Source organism: Trinickia soli, from assembly GCF_002879855.1.
Taxonomy (GTDB): domain Bacteria; phylum Pseudomonadota; class Gammaproteobacteria; order Burkholderiales; family Burkholderiaceae; genus Trinickia; species Trinickia soli.
Genome location: NZ_PNYB01000018.1, coordinates 84,217 through 101,489 on the forward strand (window position 1 = coordinate 84,217; position 17,273 = coordinate 101,489).

At 63.4% G+C, this 17,273-nt stretch carries 17 protein-coding genes; 3 read left to right on the top strand and 14 right to left on the bottom strand.

Going from position 1 to position 17,273, the window contains the following annotated elements:
- Positions 1–13: 13 nt before the first annotated feature.
- From cheD to flhD, 10 genes are all read right to left on the bottom strand, one after another.
- Positions 14–790, bottom strand: coding sequence for a chemoreceptor glutamine deamidase CheD (gene cheD, locus C0Z19_RS19850; protein WP_102611545.1), 777 nt, complete (start codon positions 788–790; stop codon positions 14–16).
- Positions 787–1,773, bottom strand: a complete 987-nt coding sequence (locus C0Z19_RS19855; protein ID WP_102611546.1) for a CheR family methyltransferase — start codon at positions 1,771–1,773, stop codon at positions 787–789. Before C0Z19_RS19855 ends, cheD begins: the two co-directional genes overlap by 4 nt.
- Positions 1,774–1,946: 173 nt before the next feature.
- The gene (locus C0Z19_RS19860) at positions 1,947–3,866 is read right to left on the bottom strand and encodes a methyl-accepting chemotaxis protein (RefSeq protein WP_102611547.1); all 1,920 of its coding nucleotides are present in this window, start codon (positions 3,864–3,866) and stop codon (positions 1,947–1,949) included.
- A 35-nt stretch (positions 3,867–3,901) separates the two neighbouring features.
- A complete protein-coding gene (cheW, locus tag C0Z19_RS19865) occupies positions 3,902–4,429 on the bottom strand; it encodes a chemotaxis protein CheW (RefSeq protein WP_102611548.1) in 528 nt (175 codons plus the stop codon).
- 23 nt (positions 4,430–4,452) lie between these two features.
- The gene (cheA, locus tag C0Z19_RS19870; RefSeq protein WP_102611549.1) at positions 4,453–6,660 is read right to left on the bottom strand and encodes a chemotaxis protein CheA; all 2,208 of its coding nucleotides are present in this window, start codon (positions 6,658–6,660) and stop codon (positions 4,453–4,455) included.
- A gap of 114 nt (positions 6,661–6,774) precedes the next feature.
- Positions 6,775–7,140 carry a response regulator gene (locus C0Z19_RS19875; protein WP_102611550.1) on the bottom strand — a complete coding sequence of 122 codons (366 nt, stop codon included), beginning with the start codon at positions 7,138–7,140 and terminating at the stop codon, positions 6,775–6,777.
- A 79-nt stretch (positions 7,141–7,219) separates the two neighbouring features.
- On the bottom strand, positions 7,220–8,242 hold the full coding sequence (gene motB, locus C0Z19_RS19880) for a flagellar motor protein MotB (protein WP_102611551.1): 1,023 nt from the start codon (positions 8,240–8,242) through the stop codon (positions 7,220–7,222).
- A gap of 34 nt (positions 8,243–8,276) precedes the next feature.
- Positions 8,277–9,137: a flagellar motor stator protein MotA gene (gene motA, locus C0Z19_RS19885; RefSeq protein WP_102611552.1), complete on the bottom strand. Its 861-nt coding sequence runs from the start codon at positions 9,135–9,137 to the stop codon at positions 8,277–8,279.
- Between the two features lie 213 nt (positions 9,138–9,350).
- On the bottom strand, positions 9,351–9,932 hold the full coding sequence (flhC, locus tag C0Z19_RS19890; RefSeq protein ID WP_102611553.1) for a flagellar transcriptional regulator FlhC: 582 nt from the start codon (positions 9,930–9,932) through the stop codon (positions 9,351–9,353).
- A gap of 86 nt (positions 9,933–10,018) precedes the next feature.
- Positions 10,019–10,339, bottom strand: coding sequence for a flagellar transcriptional regulator FlhD (gene flhD, locus C0Z19_RS19895; RefSeq protein WP_102611554.1), 321 nt, complete (start codon positions 10,337–10,339; stop codon positions 10,019–10,021).
- Positions 10,340–10,860: 521 nt separating this feature from the next.
- Between flhD and C0Z19_RS19900 the strand changes: the two genes are divergently transcribed.
- On the top strand, positions 10,861–11,928 hold the full coding sequence (locus tag C0Z19_RS19900) for a glycosyltransferase family 4 protein (protein WP_102611555.1): 1,068 nt from the start codon (positions 10,861–10,863) through the stop codon (positions 11,926–11,928).
- Positions 11,929–12,214: 286 nt separating this feature from the next.
- Here C0Z19_RS19900 and C0Z19_RS19905 read toward each other — a convergent pair whose 3' ends face one another.
- From C0Z19_RS19905 to C0Z19_RS19920, 3 genes are all read right to left on the bottom strand, one after another.
- The gene (locus tag C0Z19_RS19905) at positions 12,215–12,514 is read right to left on the bottom strand and encodes an H-NS histone family protein (protein ID WP_102611556.1); all 300 of its coding nucleotides are present in this window, start codon (positions 12,512–12,514) and stop codon (positions 12,215–12,217) included.
- Positions 12,515–13,122: 608 nt separating this feature from the next.
- A complete protein-coding gene (locus C0Z19_RS19915) occupies positions 13,123–13,947 on the bottom strand; it encodes a Cof-type HAD-IIB family hydrolase (protein ID WP_102611557.1) in 825 nt (274 codons plus the stop codon).
- A 51-nt stretch (positions 13,948–13,998) separates the two neighbouring features.
- Positions 13,999–14,883 (bottom strand): glucosamine kinase nucleotide-binding domain-containing protein, encoded by an 885-nt coding sequence (locus C0Z19_RS19920; protein ID WP_102611590.1) that lies wholly within the window; start codon positions 14,881–14,883, stop codon positions 13,999–14,001.
- A 197-nt stretch (positions 14,884–15,080) separates the two neighbouring features.
- Between C0Z19_RS19920 and C0Z19_RS19925 the strand changes: the two genes are divergently transcribed.
- Both C0Z19_RS19925 and C0Z19_RS19930 read left to right on the top strand, forming a co-directional pair.
- A complete protein-coding gene (locus C0Z19_RS19925) occupies positions 15,081–15,662 on the top strand; it encodes a DNA-3-methyladenine glycosylase I (protein ID WP_102611558.1) in 582 nt (193 codons plus the stop codon).
- Between the two features lie 139 nt (positions 15,663–15,801).
- A complete protein-coding gene (locus C0Z19_RS19930; RefSeq protein ID WP_102611559.1) occupies positions 15,802–16,230 on the top strand; it encodes a hypothetical protein in 429 nt (142 codons plus the stop codon).
- Between the two features lie 248 nt (positions 16,231–16,478).
- On the opposite strand, the gene rpsU is transcribed toward C0Z19_RS19930, so the two are convergent.
- Positions 16,479–16,691 carry a 30S ribosomal protein S21 gene (rpsU, locus tag C0Z19_RS19935; protein ID WP_006401410.1) on the bottom strand — a complete coding sequence of 71 codons (213 nt, stop codon included), beginning with the start codon at positions 16,689–16,691 and terminating at the stop codon, positions 16,479–16,481.
- Positions 16,692–17,273 lie beyond the last annotated feature (582 nt).

Below are 17,273 nucleotides of genomic sequence, written 5' to 3' on the forward strand. Positions count from 1 at the left end.
TGGGGGTTGTCCATCATGCCTCCTCTACGGTCTTGGCGCTGTTGCTCGGGGCCGGCGCGACACCGCGTGCGCCCGCGCCGAACAACTCGACGCGCGGCTTTTGCGCGGCCGGCGTGCCGAACAACTCGATTCGTGGTTTTTGCGCGGCTGCCTGGCCGGCGCCTGCAAACAATTCGACATGGCCGTGCTCGCGCGCCGCCCTCGCATGACGCGCCGCGCGCGCTTCGGCCACCTGCTTTGCGAGCGCCTGCTCGCGCTCGGCCACGCTCGGCTCTTGCTGCAAGCGCAGCTTTTTGACAAGCGCCTGCCCCGTGTCGGGCATGAACGCGACCTTGCGCGGATGCACGCCCTGCAAATCCTCGGCGATGATGCGGATCTTCTCCAGCCCCAGATAACGGCGCACGAACTCGGCGTTGCGATCGCCGATGTTGATCGTCGTCATGCCGGCCAGCACGGCCGCGCCGCCGAATACCTTCGCTTCGAAACGCTCGCGCCGGCCGCCCATTTTGATGAGCTCGTTGATGAGCACTTCCATCGCATAGGCACCGTAACGCATCGAATCGGATGCGGCCTGCGACGGTTGCTCGCCGTCGTCGGGCAGCATGAAGTGGTTCATGCCCCCGATGCCGGCCGTCCGGTCGTGAATGCAGGCGGCGACGCACGAGCCGAGCACGGTCACGAGCACCATGTCCTCGCGCGTCGTATAAAACTCGTTCGGCAGCAGCTTCACGCCGCGCCGGCCGAAGTGATTGTCGAAATACAGGTTCGTCGCAATCGGAAGGGCGCTCATGCAGTGGCCTCCTGCTGAACGGGTGAGGCGCTCGATGCGCGCGAGCCGCTCTGCCCGCGGCCGCCCGCCTGCGCGTCGCGCGCAAGCTCGTACACCGTTTGTCCGCGCAGCCGGAACGACTGCGTGACATACGTGAAATTCTCGGAATGGCCGGCGAACAGCAGGCCGCCCGTCTTCACGAGCGGCTCGAAACGCGAGAGCACTTGCGACTGCGTCGGCTTGTCGAAGTAGATCATCACGTTGCGACAGAAGATCGCGTCGAACGGCTGGCGCAGGCCGTAATCGGCGTCGGTCAGGTTCAATTGTGCGAAGCGGATCATCGAGCGCAGCTCGGGCCGTACTTTGACGAGCCCCGCATGCGGGCCCGTTCCTTTCAGGAAGAAGCGCTTCAGACGCTCGGGGCTCAGCTGCTTGACCTGGTCGAGCGAGTAGATGCCCGCCTCGCCCTTTGCGAGCACCTGCGTGTCGAGATCGGTCGCGAGCACGGTCGCCTGACGCGCTTGCGATTCGCCGAGCGCCTCGACGAGCGTCATCGCAATCGAGTACGGCTCTTCGCCGGTCGAAGCGGCCGAGCACCAGATTGAAACCGGCTGCTGCCGGCGCTTGACGAAGTCCGCGAGGATCGGAAAGTGATGCGACTCGCGAAAGAAGGCCGTGAGGTTCGTTGTCAGCGCATTCGTGAAGGCTTCCCACTCCGCTGCGCTGTTTTCGGATTCGAGCAGATCGAGATAGCGACGAAACGTATCGAGCCCGCGCGCGCGCAAACGCCGCGCGAGCCGGCTGTAGGCCATGTCGCGCTTGTGTTCGGACAGGGATATACCCGCGCGCCGGTGAATGAACTCGCGGATGCGGGCGAAATCGGCGGCGGTGAACTCGAAATCGCGATCGGCAAAGCCGGGGCGATCGCCCCGGTCATCGGACCGATCGCCTGGGCCGCCGGGCTCGGCCCGTTCGGGCCGAAGCAATGCGCGCGCTGTCGTCATGGTGCTTCTCTCACTTCGTGGATGCCGAGCAGCGCCAATGCGTCAGCAGCGCCCCGCTCGCGCGGGCCACGCGCGGCGCAATGAGTCGCCCGGTTGCGGGCGGGGTGCCGAAACGCCACATGCTCGTCTGCCTTTCCTGCTGGCGGCGCGTGAGATAAGCACGCGCCGCGGGTTTAAAACGTTTCCCAGTCGTCGTCGGACTTGCTGCTCGACGCCGTCACGACCGGCGCCGCAGCAACCGGGGCCGGTGCGCTCTTCAACGCGGGCTTCGTTGCAACCGGCGCACTTTGCGTGACCGGCGCCGCCTTGACGGCTGGCGCAGCCAGCACAGCAGGCGCGGCATCCGCCGCCGGCGCGGCCGACGCTGCGCTCGGCGCGCTGGCCGTTCGGCGCGGGAGCGACGCCGCGCGCGGGGTCGCGGACACCTTGGAAGCCACCTGCGCCGTCTTCCCGCGCGGCGCTTGCGAACTCGTGGAGATCACCTTGGCCGCAGGGGCGGCAACGACCTTTGCCGGCACGCTACGCACTGTCTGCGCCGAGCCGTCGATGCGCCATTGGCCGACGACAGACTTCAACTGACGCGTCTGCTCTTCGAGCGAAGCCGCAGCCGCAGCCGCCTGTTCGACGAGCGCCGCATTCTGCTGCGTCACGTCGTCCATCTGCGTGAGCGCGCGGTTCACGCCTTCGATACCGGTCGATTGCTCTTCCGATGCCGCGCTGATTTCGCCCATGATGTCGGTCACGCGGCGCACGGCTTGAACGATTTCGTCCATCGTCGTGCCGGCGCGGCCGACGAGTTCCGAGCCGCTCGCCACCTTGTCGGCCGAATCGCCGATGAGCGCTTTGATTTCCTTCGCGGCCGCGGCGCTGCGCTGCGCAAGGCTGCGCACTTCGCCTGCAACGACCGCAAAGCCGCGGCCCTGCTCGCCCGCGCGCGCCGCTTCGACGGCTGCGTTCAACGCGAGAATGTTGGTTTGGAACGCGATGCCTTCGATCACGCCGATGATGTCGACAACCTTGTTCGAGCTCGTCGCGATGTCCTGCATCGTCGTCACGACCTGGCTCACGACCTCGCCGCCGCGCGTCGCGATATCCGACGCGTTGACGGCGAGCTGGCTCGCCTGCCGCGCGTTCTCGGTGTTCTGGCGAACGGTGCCGGTCAGTTGGCCCATGCTCGTCGCAGTTTGCTGCAGCGAAGCCGCCTGCTCCTCGGTGCGCTGCGAAAGATCGGTGTTGCCGATCGAGATTTCGCGCGCGCCGAGATCGATCGACTCCGTGCCCGTATGCACGGCCTTGACCATCGTCGTGATCGCACTTTGCATGCGCAGGATGGCCGCGTAGAGCCGGCCGATCTCGTTCGTGCCGTGGGCGCGCACCGGGCGCGTCAGATCGCCGTCGGCGATGCGCTCGAAATGCGCGATCGCATCGTTGATCGGTTGCACGATGAGCCCGCGCAGCGCAAAGCGAATGAAGACGACGACCACGATGGCGAGCGCCGTGACGGCGATAATCAGCGAGTTCATCAACGTGATGCGCGAGGCCGATTCGTCACGCTGCGACTCGGCGTGCGCCTGGCGCGCCTTCAGCACATTGGCCGCAGCGTTGTCGAAGGCGACGAACATCGGGCTGATCTTCGTATCGGCGATCGCGTGATACGCAGCCAGATCGCCCGCTTGCGCCGCCGCGAACTCCGGCTCGACGCCGTCGTGCAGCAGCGACGCATGTCGTGCGTTCAGTTCGTCGACGAGCGCGGGATCGATACCTTCGCGCGGCGTGCTCGAAAACGCCTGCCAAGCCTGATTCGACGTCGCGAGCAACTCCTGCGCACGCGCGAGCACCTTCTTCGCTTCGTCGGCATTGCCGGCTTCCGACAATGCGCGGAAGCGATCGAGCGCGACGCGCGAGCGCAGCAGATAGGCGCTCGCCTGGTCGAGCGAATGAATGGTCGTCAAGTCGCCGTGCGCGAGCGTATCGAGCGAGCGGCTCGCGCTCGAGAGTGCCGTGAGCCCGAGCACGCCGACCGCAATGGTCAGCGCCACGAGCACGGCGCCGATCGCCGTCAACGTCGTGCGAATCGACCAGTTCTGCAGCATCGTAAATCTCCGTTGGGTACGCTCGAGCCGTCGCCTTACTGCGCGAACGTTTCGATGAGCGCCATTTCCTTGCTGACCATCAGTTTTTCGATGTCCATCAGGATCAGCATTCGTCCTTCGACGGTGCCAAGGCCCGTCAGATATTCGGCCGTCAGCGTCGCGCCGAATTCGGGCGCGGGCATGATCTGGTCGGCCGTCAGCGTCAGCACGTCCGACACGCCGTCGACGACCATGCCGACCACGCGATGCGCGACGTTCAGGATGATCACGACGGTTTGATGGTCGTACTCCACGCGGCCAAGATGGAACTTGATCCGCATGTCGACGATCGGCACGATGATGCCGCGCAGGTTGATGACGCCCTTGATGAAATCGGGCGCATTCGCGATGCGCGTCACGCTGTCATAGCCGCGGATCTCCTGCACCTTCAGAATGTCGATGCCGTACTCTTCCGCGCCGAGCGTGAAGATCAGGAATTCCTGACCGGTCGCATCGGCCTGCAGCGCGTCGCGACGACCGGCCGCGACGAGCGCGTTTGCATTGTTGGATTGGACTTCTGCCACGTTAGCCCCCAAGCGGTTGGGAATTACGAAAAATTCACGGCGCCGTGCGATACACGGGCCTCACGGTTCAATGCCGCAACGTCGACGATCAGGGCGACGCTGCCGTCGCCGAGGATGGTCGCCGCCGAAATGCCGCGGACCTTGCGGTAGTTCGTTTCGAGGTTCTTCACGACCACCTGCTGCTGGCCGACGAGTTCGTCGATCAACATGGCGAAGCGGCGGCCCTCGGTCTGCATGATCGTCACGATGCCCTGCGTCGGCTCCGTGCGAGCACCCTCGACCGAGAACACTTCGTGCAGGGCGACCAGCGGCAGATATTCGCCGCGCACCCGCACGACGCGCTCGCCGCCGGCCACCGTGTAGATGTCCTCGGCGACGGGCTGCAGCGATTCCATGACGAAGTTCAGCGGCAGGATGAAGATTTCGTTGCCGACCTTCACCGACATGCCGTCGAGGATCGCCAGCGTGAGCGGCAGGACGATGCGCGTCGTCGTGCCTTTGCCCGCGTGCGAGGTGATCTCGACATGGCCGCCCATCGATTGGATGTTGCGCTTGACGACGTCCATGCCGACGCCGCGACCCGAGACGTCCGTCACCTGCTCGGCCGTCGAGAAGCCCGGCATGAAGATGAGGTTCCAGACTTCCTCGTCGCTCATCGACTCGCTCACCTGCATGCCTTGCTTCATGGCTTTGGCGAGAATCTTGTCGCGTCGCAGGCCCGCGCCGTCGTCGGATACTTCGATCACGATGTTGCCGCCGTGGTGGGCGGCCGACAGCACGAGTTGCCCCGCACCGTCCTTGCCGGCTGCGCGACGCGCTTCGACCGTTTCGATGCCGTGGTCGAGACTGTTGCGCACAAGGTGCGTCAGCGGATCGATGATTCGTTCGATCAGGCTCTTGTCGAGTTCGGTCGCCTGACCAAACGTGACGAGTTCCACTTCCTTGCCGAGCTTCGCCGCGAGATCGCGCACGAGGCGCGGGAAGCGGCTGAAGACGTAATCCATCGGCATCATGCGGATCGACATGACGGTTTCCTGCAGATCGCGCGCGTTGCGCTCGAGCTGCGCCATGCCGTTGAAGAGCCGGTCGTGCAGCGCCGGATCGAACGTGCTCGTCGTCTCGGCCAGCATGGCCTGCGTGATGACGAGTTCGCCGACGAGGTTGATCAGCTGATCGACCTTTTCCACGCCGACGCGAATCGAGCTGCCTTCGCCCGCTGCCGCGGCCGCAGCCGGACGCGCCTTCTTGTCCTCGGCGCCAGACGCCGTGGCCGCCGCGGCGACAGCCTTGGGCGGCTCGGCCTTGGGCTCGGCTTTCAGCTCAGGCGTCGCGGCGCTTGAAGTCGCGCCCGCAGTCACGCTTGCAACCGGTGCCGCCGCGACCGGCGCAGCCGCCGGCGCGCTCGCTTGGGAGACGCTGGCGAACGGCACCTCTGCGCCCGGTGCGATGCCGGCCGGCGCGGTGCCGCGGCCGATCAGAATCTGACTTTCGTCGATCACGAAGCAGCACACGGCGGTGATATCGTCGGACGGCACGTCGGTCTCGAGGTAGACGACCAGGTCGCCGCCGCTCTTCACCTGTCCGGCGATGGTGCCCAGGTTCCCCAATTCTTCGATCAGGAGCGCCTGGTCCTTCTCCCCCACCCCCCGTAGCGTAACTTTCAGGTGAGGCCCTTCATTGTTCGTATCGCTCGTCGCCGCGCCGGCCGAAGCCGCACCATGCGCAACCTCGACGGCCTGCTGGACCACGTGCTCGGGCGTGCCGCCCGCGGCGCTATCGATGGCGACCGGTGCGGGCTCGGCCGTCGCTGCGGCCGGCGCCGGCTCCGCGATCGCGCCGTTGCCTTCGACATGCAGCCGTTCGAGCTTCGCGCAAATGGCGGAAGCGGCGGCCGCATCGGGCTCGGTGCTCGAACGATAGGCGGCGAGCTGGTCGGCCAGCACATCCTTCGTTTCGAGGAACGTGTCGATCATGTCCTTGCGCAGCGTCAACTCGTTATTGCGCGCGCGATCGAGCAGCGATTCGAGGATGTGCGTCGTCTCGGTCAATGCCGTGAAGCCGAACGTGGCCGCACCGCCCTTGATCGAGTGCGCCGCGCGGAAGATCGCCGCCAGATCTTCGGGATCGGGCGTGCCGACATTCAGGTTCAGCAGCAGCTGCTCCATCTGCGCGAGCAGCTCGTCCGCCTCGTCGAAGAAGGTCTGATAAAACTGTGTAATGTCGAGTGTCATGCGTAAGTACCGCCAAGAGTCGTGTGCCCGCTGCTTCGCGTCGCCGATCCGTGTTGTCAATGCACGCGGCTTGCGCCGCCTGTTATCTGTATCGCGCCTCTGCGCTCACGCGTCTTATGCGTTGAGCGCGTCGACGAGTTCCGTCAACGTATCGGGGTCGAGCGGCTTTTCGATCCAGCCTGTCGCACCCGCTGCGCGCGCCGCATCCTTGAATGCGACGCCGTCTTCCGTCGTCAGCACGAAAATCGGCGTGGTCGCGTAAGCCGGCTGCGCGCGTAGCGCCGCGATCACGTCGAGCCCGCTGCGGCTGGGCATATACTGGTCCGTCAGCACGAGGTCGAACGTCTGCGACAAGGCGCTCGCGAGCCCTTCGTCGCCGTCGGCCGCCACGGTCACCTCGTAGCCCGCCGTGCGCAGCGTCGCCGCAAGGATTTCACGCATCGCGACCGAATCGTCGATCGCCAAAATGTGTTTGATCATGAATGCCTCACACCGCCATGCCTCACCCCGCCCACCTGCCGCGCGCCTGCACCGGATACGAACGCGCGGCGAGCCTGTCTCATTGCCTGCCTGCCTGCCCCGCTGCGCCCTGCGGCGGCACAACCGCCGCCGGCGCCGCCTGCGGGGCGATCTTGCCGACCAACGGCGCTGCGCTCGGGGCGTTGTCCGACAGCGTGGTCGCCGTCGAGTCATCATGCATCAATGCATCCTCGGACTTTTTGTTGAGAACGATGATGCTTATGCGTCTATTCTCCGGATCGAGCGGGTCTGCCTTGTTCAGGTTCTGCGTCGACGCGAGGCCGAGCACGCGCATGACCTTGTTCTCGTCCATGCCCCCGGCGATCAATTCGCGCCGCGATGCGTTCGCGCGGTCGGCCGACAGCTCCCAATTGCTGTAGCCCTTGCCGCCACCGGCATAGGGCACGGCGTCGGTATGCCCCTGAACCACGATCCGGTTCGGTACGTCGTTCAGCGTCTGGCCGATCGCACGCAAGATGTCGCGCATGTAAGGCTGTACCTCGTCGCTCGCCGTCGCGAACATCGGCCGCTTCTGCGTATCGACGATCTCGATGCGCAGGCCCGTCAGCGTCGAATCGATGCGAATCTGCTGCTTGAACTGGCGCAATACGGGATTCGATTCGATCGCGGCCATCAGCTTGACCTGCAGATCGTGCAGACGCGCCTGCTCGCGCCGCTCGAGCGCGCCTTCCAACATGTTCAATGACTGATCGTCGGCTTTGGCGATCGTGTGCGTGGCCTGCGACGTCGTCCCGTCGGAGCGGCGCGTCACACCGTCCGTATCGGTCGAAATATCGCGCCCGCCGCCCTTGATGATGCTCGACTCCTGCGCGCTGCGATCGCCGCTGCCCAGCAGCGCGGCCTTCAACGGCTGGTTGAAGTATTCGGCGATCCCCTTGAGCTGAACCGGCGTGACGGCGCTGAGCAGCCACATCAGCAGAAAAAACGCCATCATCGCGGTCATGAAGTCGGCGTACGCGAGCTTCCATGCACCGCCGTGGTGCCCCTTCTTCGAAGGCGCCACGCGTTTGACGATGATTGCTCTGTCCTTGCCCTTGGTCATGCTTGCGCGCCCTCGCTTTCCCGGCCCTTACCGCTCACTTCGCCTTGACGCGGCGCACGTGCTCTTCGAGCTCGGCGAACGACGGACGCTCGGGCGAGAACAACACCTTGCGGCCGAACTCGACGGCGATCGCCGGCGCGTAGCCGTTCAGGCTCGCCAGAATCGTGACCTTGATGCACTGGAACATCTTCGTCGACTCGGCCACGCGCTGTTCGGCGAGGCTCGCGAGCGGACCGATGAGGCCGTACGAAAGCAAGATGCCGAGGAACGTGCCGACCAGCGCCTGCGCGATCATCGCGCCCAGCACCGCGGGCGGCTTGTCGGCCGACGCCATCGTATGGACGACGCCCATCACCGCGGCGACGATCCCGAACGCCGGCATGGCGTCGCCCACGCGGCTCAACGCGTGCGCCGGGCCTTCGCCTTCGGCGTGGTGCGTCTCGATCTCCTCGTCCATGAGGCTTTCGATCTCGAACGCATTCATATTGCCGCCCACCATCAAACGCAGGTAGTCGGTCAGAAATTCGACGATGTGGTGATCAGCGAGGATCTTCGGATACTGGGTGAAGATCGGGCTCTTCTCGGGGTCGTCGATGTCGGCCTCGAGCGTGAGCGTGCCTTCCTTACGTGCCTTCGCAAGCAAAACGTAAAGCAACGCCATCAGCTCCATATACGTGTCCTTCGTATACTTCGAGCCCTTGAATAGCGTCGGCAGCAACCTGATGGTCGCCTTGATCGTCTTCATGCCGTTGCCGAGGATGAACGCTCCCAGCCCTGCGCCCGCGATCATCAACCCCTCTTCGGGTTGCACTAGCGCGCCCAGATGGCCGCCCGCGAGCGCATAGCCGCCGAAGACGGACAATACGGTAACGAGTGTTCCAACGAAAATCAGCACAGCCGGTGTCCTCACAAGAGCGACGGGGGACCGTCGTTAAACTGGTTTACGGCAGGGACGCCGAAAACTTTGGGGGCAAAAGGGGGCCGGGGACGCCGTGTAAACCAGAACGGCGCGCGCTCGGGCTGGGTATTGCGCCGGCTGGGCACTATTGAAAGTAAATTGAAAGCAAGATCGCGCGATCGCAGGGAGGCGGACGAATCCGCCGGCGGGCTAGGCAGCGAGCTCCGAGATGCCGGATTGCACGCCCGCCGCGGCTTGTTCCGCCTTGGCGGCAGCCGATTTCCGGGTCTTGCCTGCCCGCGATGGAGGCTGGCAAAGACCGCACACGAAGCCGTGCTGCGGATCATGCGCATGCGCGACAAACTGCCCGCGGCAACGCGCGCAGGACGTCAGTTGCAGCATCTCCGATTCGAAGAAGCGCACTAATGTCCAGGCGCGCGTCAGACTCAAAAGCGCCTCGTCGCCATTGAGCGCCGTGTGCTCGAGATAGAGCCGGTAGCTTTTGACGATCGACTGAATCGTCTCGCAGCCGCCGTGCTCGGCCATGAAGCGGTAAATGTTGTAAAAAAGGGATGAATGGATGTTCGGCTGCCAGGTCATGAACCAGTCCGTCGAGAACGGCAGCATGCCCTTGGGCGGCGAAGCCCCCTTCAACTCCTTATAGAGCTTGATGAGCCGGTCGCGCGACAGGCTCGTTTCCGCTTCGAGCAATTGCAGGCGTGCGCCCAATTCGATGAGCTCGATCGCCAGCGTGATTTCCTTGACTTCGAGCACGACGCTCTTGGTTGCCATATCGGCCGTGCGCCCCGGTTACTTGAGATTCGGCCGCCTCGAACGTCCGAACGACGTCCGATTGCGGCGAAAAATGATAGAACGCGTCAATTCAGCGCTTCGACGTTTTGGCCGGCCATGAGAATGGCCGAATGCGCCTGAGCCAACGACGCGGTTTTGCCCTTGTCGGCCAACGAAGACAGCACTGCGTGGTCGTCGAAGCGGAACCGGCACAGAAGTTGATTCGAGGCAGCCAGCTTCACCGTTTGAGCAAATGAGAGGTTGGCGAGGACATCGGCCAGTTGATCGCCGATGCCCATGCGGAACATCCCCATCGCCTTGTCCTCCCGCAACAGACGCTGCGCAAGCAACAGGTACGAGAGGTTGACTTCCTTGATCTCGCTGAGCATTTCGCTTGTGGCGCTCATGATTTCCCCGGGCTGATGGTCTGTCGTTCGGAAACGTTTGCTCGGCAACGCGCCGCATCAATGCGTGTTGCCGCCCGTTTTGGTCGTGAGCAAATTGTGTCGAATTGTAAAAGGGGTGGAAATAGGAAGAGCACCGCCGGTCTGTGCCGGAAATGTCTAGAAAGCGTGTAGGAATTTTTCTGACACGGTCCGCCCGGCCGGGTTTCGCCGCATCGGGGCAGTTTCCCGGAGAGGTCTCGACGAAAGTAAGCCCGACCGATCCGTGGCGCGACACCAACGGGCGCGATTTTCGAAGGCGGCCGTCATCACGTCGCAACAAATGCCGGCTTTTTAAACAGACAAGGCCCGTTCTTACCGGATTGATACGTTGTTGTCAGGCCCAGCTGTTGCTGCGTGTAACAAGGATTAAGGGTTTGAAAACCCGCTCTTGTGGAGCGGACCCACTCCCGATAATGGCAGGGCAGCACGAAAGTCATCGGCGGCGAAGTCGCGCACGCCGCTCATCGAAAGGAGATTGATGCATGCGAATCGCTCAAATCGCACCGCTTTACGAAGCCGTACCGCCGAAATTCTACGGAGGCACCGAACGCGTCGTGTCGTATTTGACCGAAGCGCTTGTGGAGCTCGGACACGATGTCACGCTGTTCGCCAGCGGCGATTCGATCACATCGGCGACACTCGATGCGGCATGGCCCAAGGCGCTGCGACTGGACCCGACAATCCGCGATCCGCTTGCGCCGCATATGCTGCTGCTGGAAAAAGTGCGTCGGCTTGCCGGTGAATTCGACGTGCTGCATTTTCATCTGGATTATTTGCCGTTCTCGCTATTCGCCGAAGCCGGTACGCCTTCGTTGACGACCCTGCACGGCCGGCTCGATCTGCCCGAACTGCAGCCCGTATTCGATGCGTTTTCCAAAGCGAACGTCGTGTCTATCTCGCAATCGCAACGCATGCCTTTGCCGCAGGCGCGTTGGCGCGATACGGTCTACCACGGATTGCCTGAGGGTCTGTTGACACCGCAACCGCATTGCGAGCCCGAATATCTGGCATTCCTTGGACGGATCTGTCCGGAAAAGCGAGTCGACACCGCCATCAAAATCGCCGCGATGAGCGGCTTGCCGCTCAAGATCGCGGCCAAGGTGGATAAGGTCGATCGCGATTACTTCAAGGAACAGATCGAGCCGTTGCTCTCGCAGGCGCATGTCGAGTTCGTCGGCGAGATCGACGAAGCGCGCAAGCCCGAGTTCTTGTCGCGCGCGAAGGCGCTGCTGTTTCCGATCGATTGGTGCGAGCCGTTCGGCCTTGTCATGATCGAAGCGATGGCGTGCGGCACGCCTGTAATCGCCTTCAATCGAGGCTCGGTGCCCGAAGTGATCGACCACGCGGTAACCGGCTATATCGTGGAAGACGTCCAAGGCGCGGTAGCGGCGCTGGAACGCCTCGATGAGTTGTCACGAAACGAAATTCGCGCGCAATTCGAACGCCGCTTTACGGCGCAGACAATGGCGCGCAACTACGTCAAATGCTATGAGACTCTGCTCGAACACGGCAGGGGACGTCCGCAACTGCGCAGTGTGGCCGCGGGATAACCCGGAAGGAATGCAAATAGGCGCCAGGCCCGATCGTCGGATTGCCGCAATCGGGCTGGGCTTGCAACGGCGGCAAGCCGCTGCAAGCGGCCGCAATCAAGGCCGAAATCGGGCAAACCTCGGAGCAGCAATCCGGGCGTGAAGCCGTAGCTGAAATAATTCGCAAAAAACCGCTATCCGCATTGCCTGGCGAGTCGCAAAGACAATGCGCCATGGCATCCAGACAGACAGCCGACGATGCGAAAAGCGCGCCACGCGGCGCGCATCGCATCGACCGCCAAACGCCTTACTGGGCGATCAGGAAACGGTCACGGTTTTTGCCCGCGATCCACTTCGGCGGCTTACCGCGCCCACTCCACGTATTTCCCGACTTCGGATCCTGATACTTGGCCGGCAACGGCGCCTTCTTGGCCGGACGGCCGCGCCGCGCGGCTTCCGCGAATCCGAGGTCGTGTGCGCCCAGGCCGAATTCCGCGATCTTCTGCTTGATTTCGGCAATCACATTGACGACTTCCTGGCGACGCGCCTCGTCTGCCTGTGCCTGCAGTTTTGCGATCTGTGCCTTCAGTTCTGCGTATTGGGACATCGTGGTCTCCCTTGAATGAAAAAGAGTTTGTTCGGAGGTTAGTCGGAAGTTTACCAACTGGCAATGCCGAATTTACCCGAGATCGGGCGAAATGATATCGTATGATAATTCTTAAAAATGTCCGTACCGTGCGTAAAGCCTCATTATGGGACCAATAGCCGGTCATCATGCCCTGACTAAAGGTCCGAATACGCATGAATGCGACGACGAACCGGGCTGGCGACGTATGTCGAATGGCCCCGAATATAAGACACATTCGGCAAGCGTACGCGTTTGCGCCGCCCGTTCATTCGCCCTTTTCCGGCCTGCTGAGTGCGATTACAACGGCATTCGCCCGTCGACATTCAACGGGCATTCAGCGCGATTTGGCGACAACCGGCCACGCCGGACACGGTGAACCACTGCAAGCCATCTCGCTGCGAGGGAAATGAGATGAGAGCACGCATGCGGGCGCAGGCCCCGCGCCGCGGGCCAGCTTCGCGCTCGATCGCGAGGGCCTTGACGGACGCGCTGCGGATTGCCCCTGCGCCGCGCTGCCCGATGCGCCCGCATCACCCGCGTCGTCTGCGCGATGAGCGACGCATCGCACGACGCGTCCCTTCCCCAGACTAGGAAGCGGTGATTTCGTCCGTGAGGGAAAACAATTTACGCAGATGATGCGCGACGCCGGCCTCGAAATTGTTGCCGATGCGCGGCACGAACGGCAAGCGGGCGATCAGATCGGGATTGGCGTTATTCATCATGAACGGATGCCCGGCCGTTTCGAGCAGATCGATATCGTTCATGTTGTCGCCGAATGCGACGCAGTGGGAAGCATGCATCTGCAGACGCCCGAGCACGAACCGCAGCGCACGCCCCTTCGACACGTTCGACGTCATCACTTCCAGGCAGTCGGGCAACGAATAAGTGACGTAGAGCGCATCGCCGAATTCGCTTTCCAGACGCGCCGCGATGGGCGCGAGATCCGACGGGTCGCCGATATAAAGGACTTTCGCTATATCGAAGCCGTCATGCGCACACATATCGATGATTTCATAGCGAAAACCCGAATCCTGATGGAATGCGAGCAATTCGGGCGCATCCCGGTCGATTAGCCAGGCATCGTCGGCAAACAGATTGACGATCACGCGGCCATGGTCGCCGACGATTTCCGGTTGCACGAGCCGACGCACTGCCTCATCGGACAGATTGCGCGAATGGATCATCGTGTCATCGGGCGCATGCACGCGCGCGCCGTTGGACGTGACGAGGTACGGCCGAATACCGAGCACGTCGCGAATACCGGCGACGTCGCAATAGTGGCGCCCCGTCGCGATCACGAATTGAACGCCCGATTCGGCGAGCCGACGGACAGTGGCCACCGTGAACGGGTCGAGTTGATGGTCGCTGTTGAGCAGCGTTCCATCGAGATCGGTAGCGACGAGCTTATACATGGCGGACGGCGGGCGATGGGCCCACGCAAAGTAAGTGAGGCGAGACGATCGTTATTTTATGCCGCTTGCCGCGCCGGCGCGCCGCGCAAGTTCGAGCGCACCGTGGGCCGAATCGGCCAATGGCGGCCGCAGCCGCGCGCGGTGTGAGGCGGGCACGTACTCGGCAAGCGGCGCGGCAAGCCCGCCGCAGAGCGCGATCGGCGCCGCGCCGCTTGCGTCCAGCGCATCGACGAGCTTCGCGATGTCGGCTCCAGCCTGTGCGAGCAGCGCCTTCGCGACAGGGTGCGCGCGATGCTGCAGTACGACGGGCGCCAATTCGGCGTACTTCGCTTGCGTCGCTTCGCAAAGCCAAACAACGAGTGCGTCTCGATCGGCCGCATGCAGGTGTGCGAGCAGGGCCTCGGAGAAGGCATCCGGGCGGGCGCGGCCGTCGAGCGCCTGCTGCGCATGGACGACGGCGCGCAATCCGAGCCACGCGCCGCTCGCTTCGTCGCCGGACGGAAACCCATAGCCGCCCGCGATGCGATAGGCGCCGCTGCGATCGAGCGAAGCCGCGATGCTGCCCGTGCCGACGGCGACGATGACACCCGCTTCGCCGCCATGCGCGCCGAGCAGCGTCGTATAAGCATCGCTTTGCACGTCGAACGCGGCGAGCTTGGGCGCACCGGCTACGAACGCCGACAGCCAATCGCGGTTGTTGACGCCGGCAAGCCCGCACCCCAATGCGCAGCGCGCCCAATCGAGCGGGAGCCCGGCCGACGCGAACGCCTGACGACAGGTCGCCTCGATCGCGCGCCAGGCGCGCTCGGCGCCGAGCGCAAGGGCCGAAGCCTCGCCGGCTGCTTGCGCGAATTCGACGCATCGAGCATCGGCCAACACGACGCGCGTGCCCGTGCCGCCCCCGTCGACCCCAATCAAAAACTCCGCTGCTTCCATGCTTACCTTCCGCGCGGCGCTGAGCCGCATGTCCTGATCGTTGCGCGCGCGACGTCGCGCAAGGTTATCCGCTTCCGCCGATTCACCGATTGGCCGAACGGCAAAGTTTCTCTTCGATGCCGATCCGCTATCCTAATCGAACTACCAACACCGGCATTTGCCCGCTCACGTGGGGCGCGCCGGGCCAGCGAGGAACTATGACCGAGCGCTGCAACTGGGTGAAAACGCCCGCCGACGAGCACTATCACGACACCGAGTGGGGCGTGCCTTCGCACGACGATCGTCATCTGTTCGAGATGTTGGTCCTCGAAGGTGCGCAGGCCGGCCTGTCGTGGTCGACCATTCTGAACAAGCGCGAGAACTATCGCCGCGCGTTCAAGAACTTCGATGTCGAAGCGGTCGCGCGCTTTTCCCCCGCGAAGGTCGACGCCCTGTTGCAAGACGCCGGCATCGTCCGCAACCGCGCCAAGATCGAAGCCGCCATCGCGAACGCACGCGCCGTCTTGCGCATCCGGGCCGAACACGGCTCGCTGGCCAACTTCGTCTGGTCGTTCGTCGACGGCAAACCCGTGCAGAACGACTGGGCGCTGTACAAGCAACATGCGCCCGCCTCCACACCGCAATCGGATGCGCTCAGCAAAGCGCTCAAAGACTATGGCTGCAAATTCGTCGGCTCGACGATCTGCTACGCGTTCATGCAAGCGGTCGGCATGGTCAACGATCATCAAACGAACTGCGGTTCGCGCGAACGGTGCGCCCTGCTGGCCGGCGCGAAATAGCACTTAGACGGAAAGAGGTACGGGAACGCGAAAAAGACGTAGGGAATATCCCCGAATCGCTGTAACTTTTTCTCGCCGAGGCCGTTATAACCATCATGAACAACGACCTCATCGCTGAAGACCAACAGCGAACCCGGACATGAAGACCCAGCGTTTCCTGACGCACCAGGAGTTATTCGATCACGCCGTCGATCACCTTTTCGTCCAACGGCAGGCAGCGCTGCTGCCACGCGGCGGCGGCGCCTACCACGGTTATCGTGGCGGCTGCCCGATCGGCCGGTTGATTCACCCGCGCGATTACATGACCGCGATCGAAGGCGTGCCGGTGCGCTATATCGACAAACCGGCCACGATGGTCCCGGCTTATATGGACGCCGGTGTCACGGCGCTCCGGAAAGCGCTGTTGAAGGCACGCGTGAACATTTACGATCCCACCACGGTCGACCTGCTCAGCTGTCTACAAAACGTGCACGACGCGTTCGGCGTCTGGGAATGGCGCGAACGGCTGGCATCGATCGCACGGCAATTCAGCCTATCGACCGTCCGGCTCGAGAAGCACGCGGCTTGACGCGGGCGCGGCGGGTCCGGCGCCACTGCAGCGCCGGCACATCGGCACGGTAGCGGCACGCGCCGCGGTGCATCCTCGCGCACAGGCACGCGTATGCGCACCAGCAGCACCCGCTCGCTCCGCTTGCGCGTCGACACGCCGCACGCAGCCTTCACGCCACCAAAGCAAACGGCGGTGCTGCTTCTTTCGAAGCACACCGCCGTTCGTTTTCGCAGCCGCACTGTCGCGCCGACAGTGCCGCGCGACTTTCAGTGCAGCTTCTTCGGCAGCATTTGGCTGCGCAGGCGCTTGTGCAGGCGCTTGACCGCAGCTGCCTTCTTGCGCTTACGAACAGCCGTAGGCTTTTCGTAGGATTGGCGCTCGCGCAGTTCGGCGATCAGGCCGTTCTTTTCGATAGCACGACGGAAGCGGCGAATCGCCACTTCGAACGGCTCGTTTTCCTTCAGAAGAATGGTCGTCATGGATTTCCCAAAGTTACGTTCAAATGCGTAGCGCGCTTTCGCGCACGCGCCCGTCCGCTAGAGGCCACCACGCAACCGTACGATAGACGGCGCGGACATTGCCACGTTCGGACTGGCCTGAAAAGAGAGAGCGGAGAGTTCACCGCGCACGCCGGCCGGCTACCTTACCGACGCCGCGTTTGACTGCCGGAGCTGAACCTGCCCGTGCCGCTCGCGAAGTGACCGCGAGCCCGCCGCAGGACGACCGATGATGCCTGGCCGGTGCAACGAAAGGGCAGCAGATCTCAAATGAAAACGGCAGCGATCTCAATTCGACCCGAGATGATAGCAGGTAAACCGCGAGCGGGCCACTTTTTGCGCCGGGCGATCTGCGTGCAGACGTCGAAACAACAGCCGGATCGCACGATTTCGCAAACGTTTTGTTTTTCTCTCAGCCCTGTCCGACAAGACTTCCAAGCCAATTTCCCCGTCTGAACACACGAATTCGTCGGTCAGTCCCTAAAGTTTTTTCTCACCCTCGCCGACAACCAGGACAGGCGGGCAGCGCCAATCGCGAAAGCGCGACGCCGAACCCCAAACCAG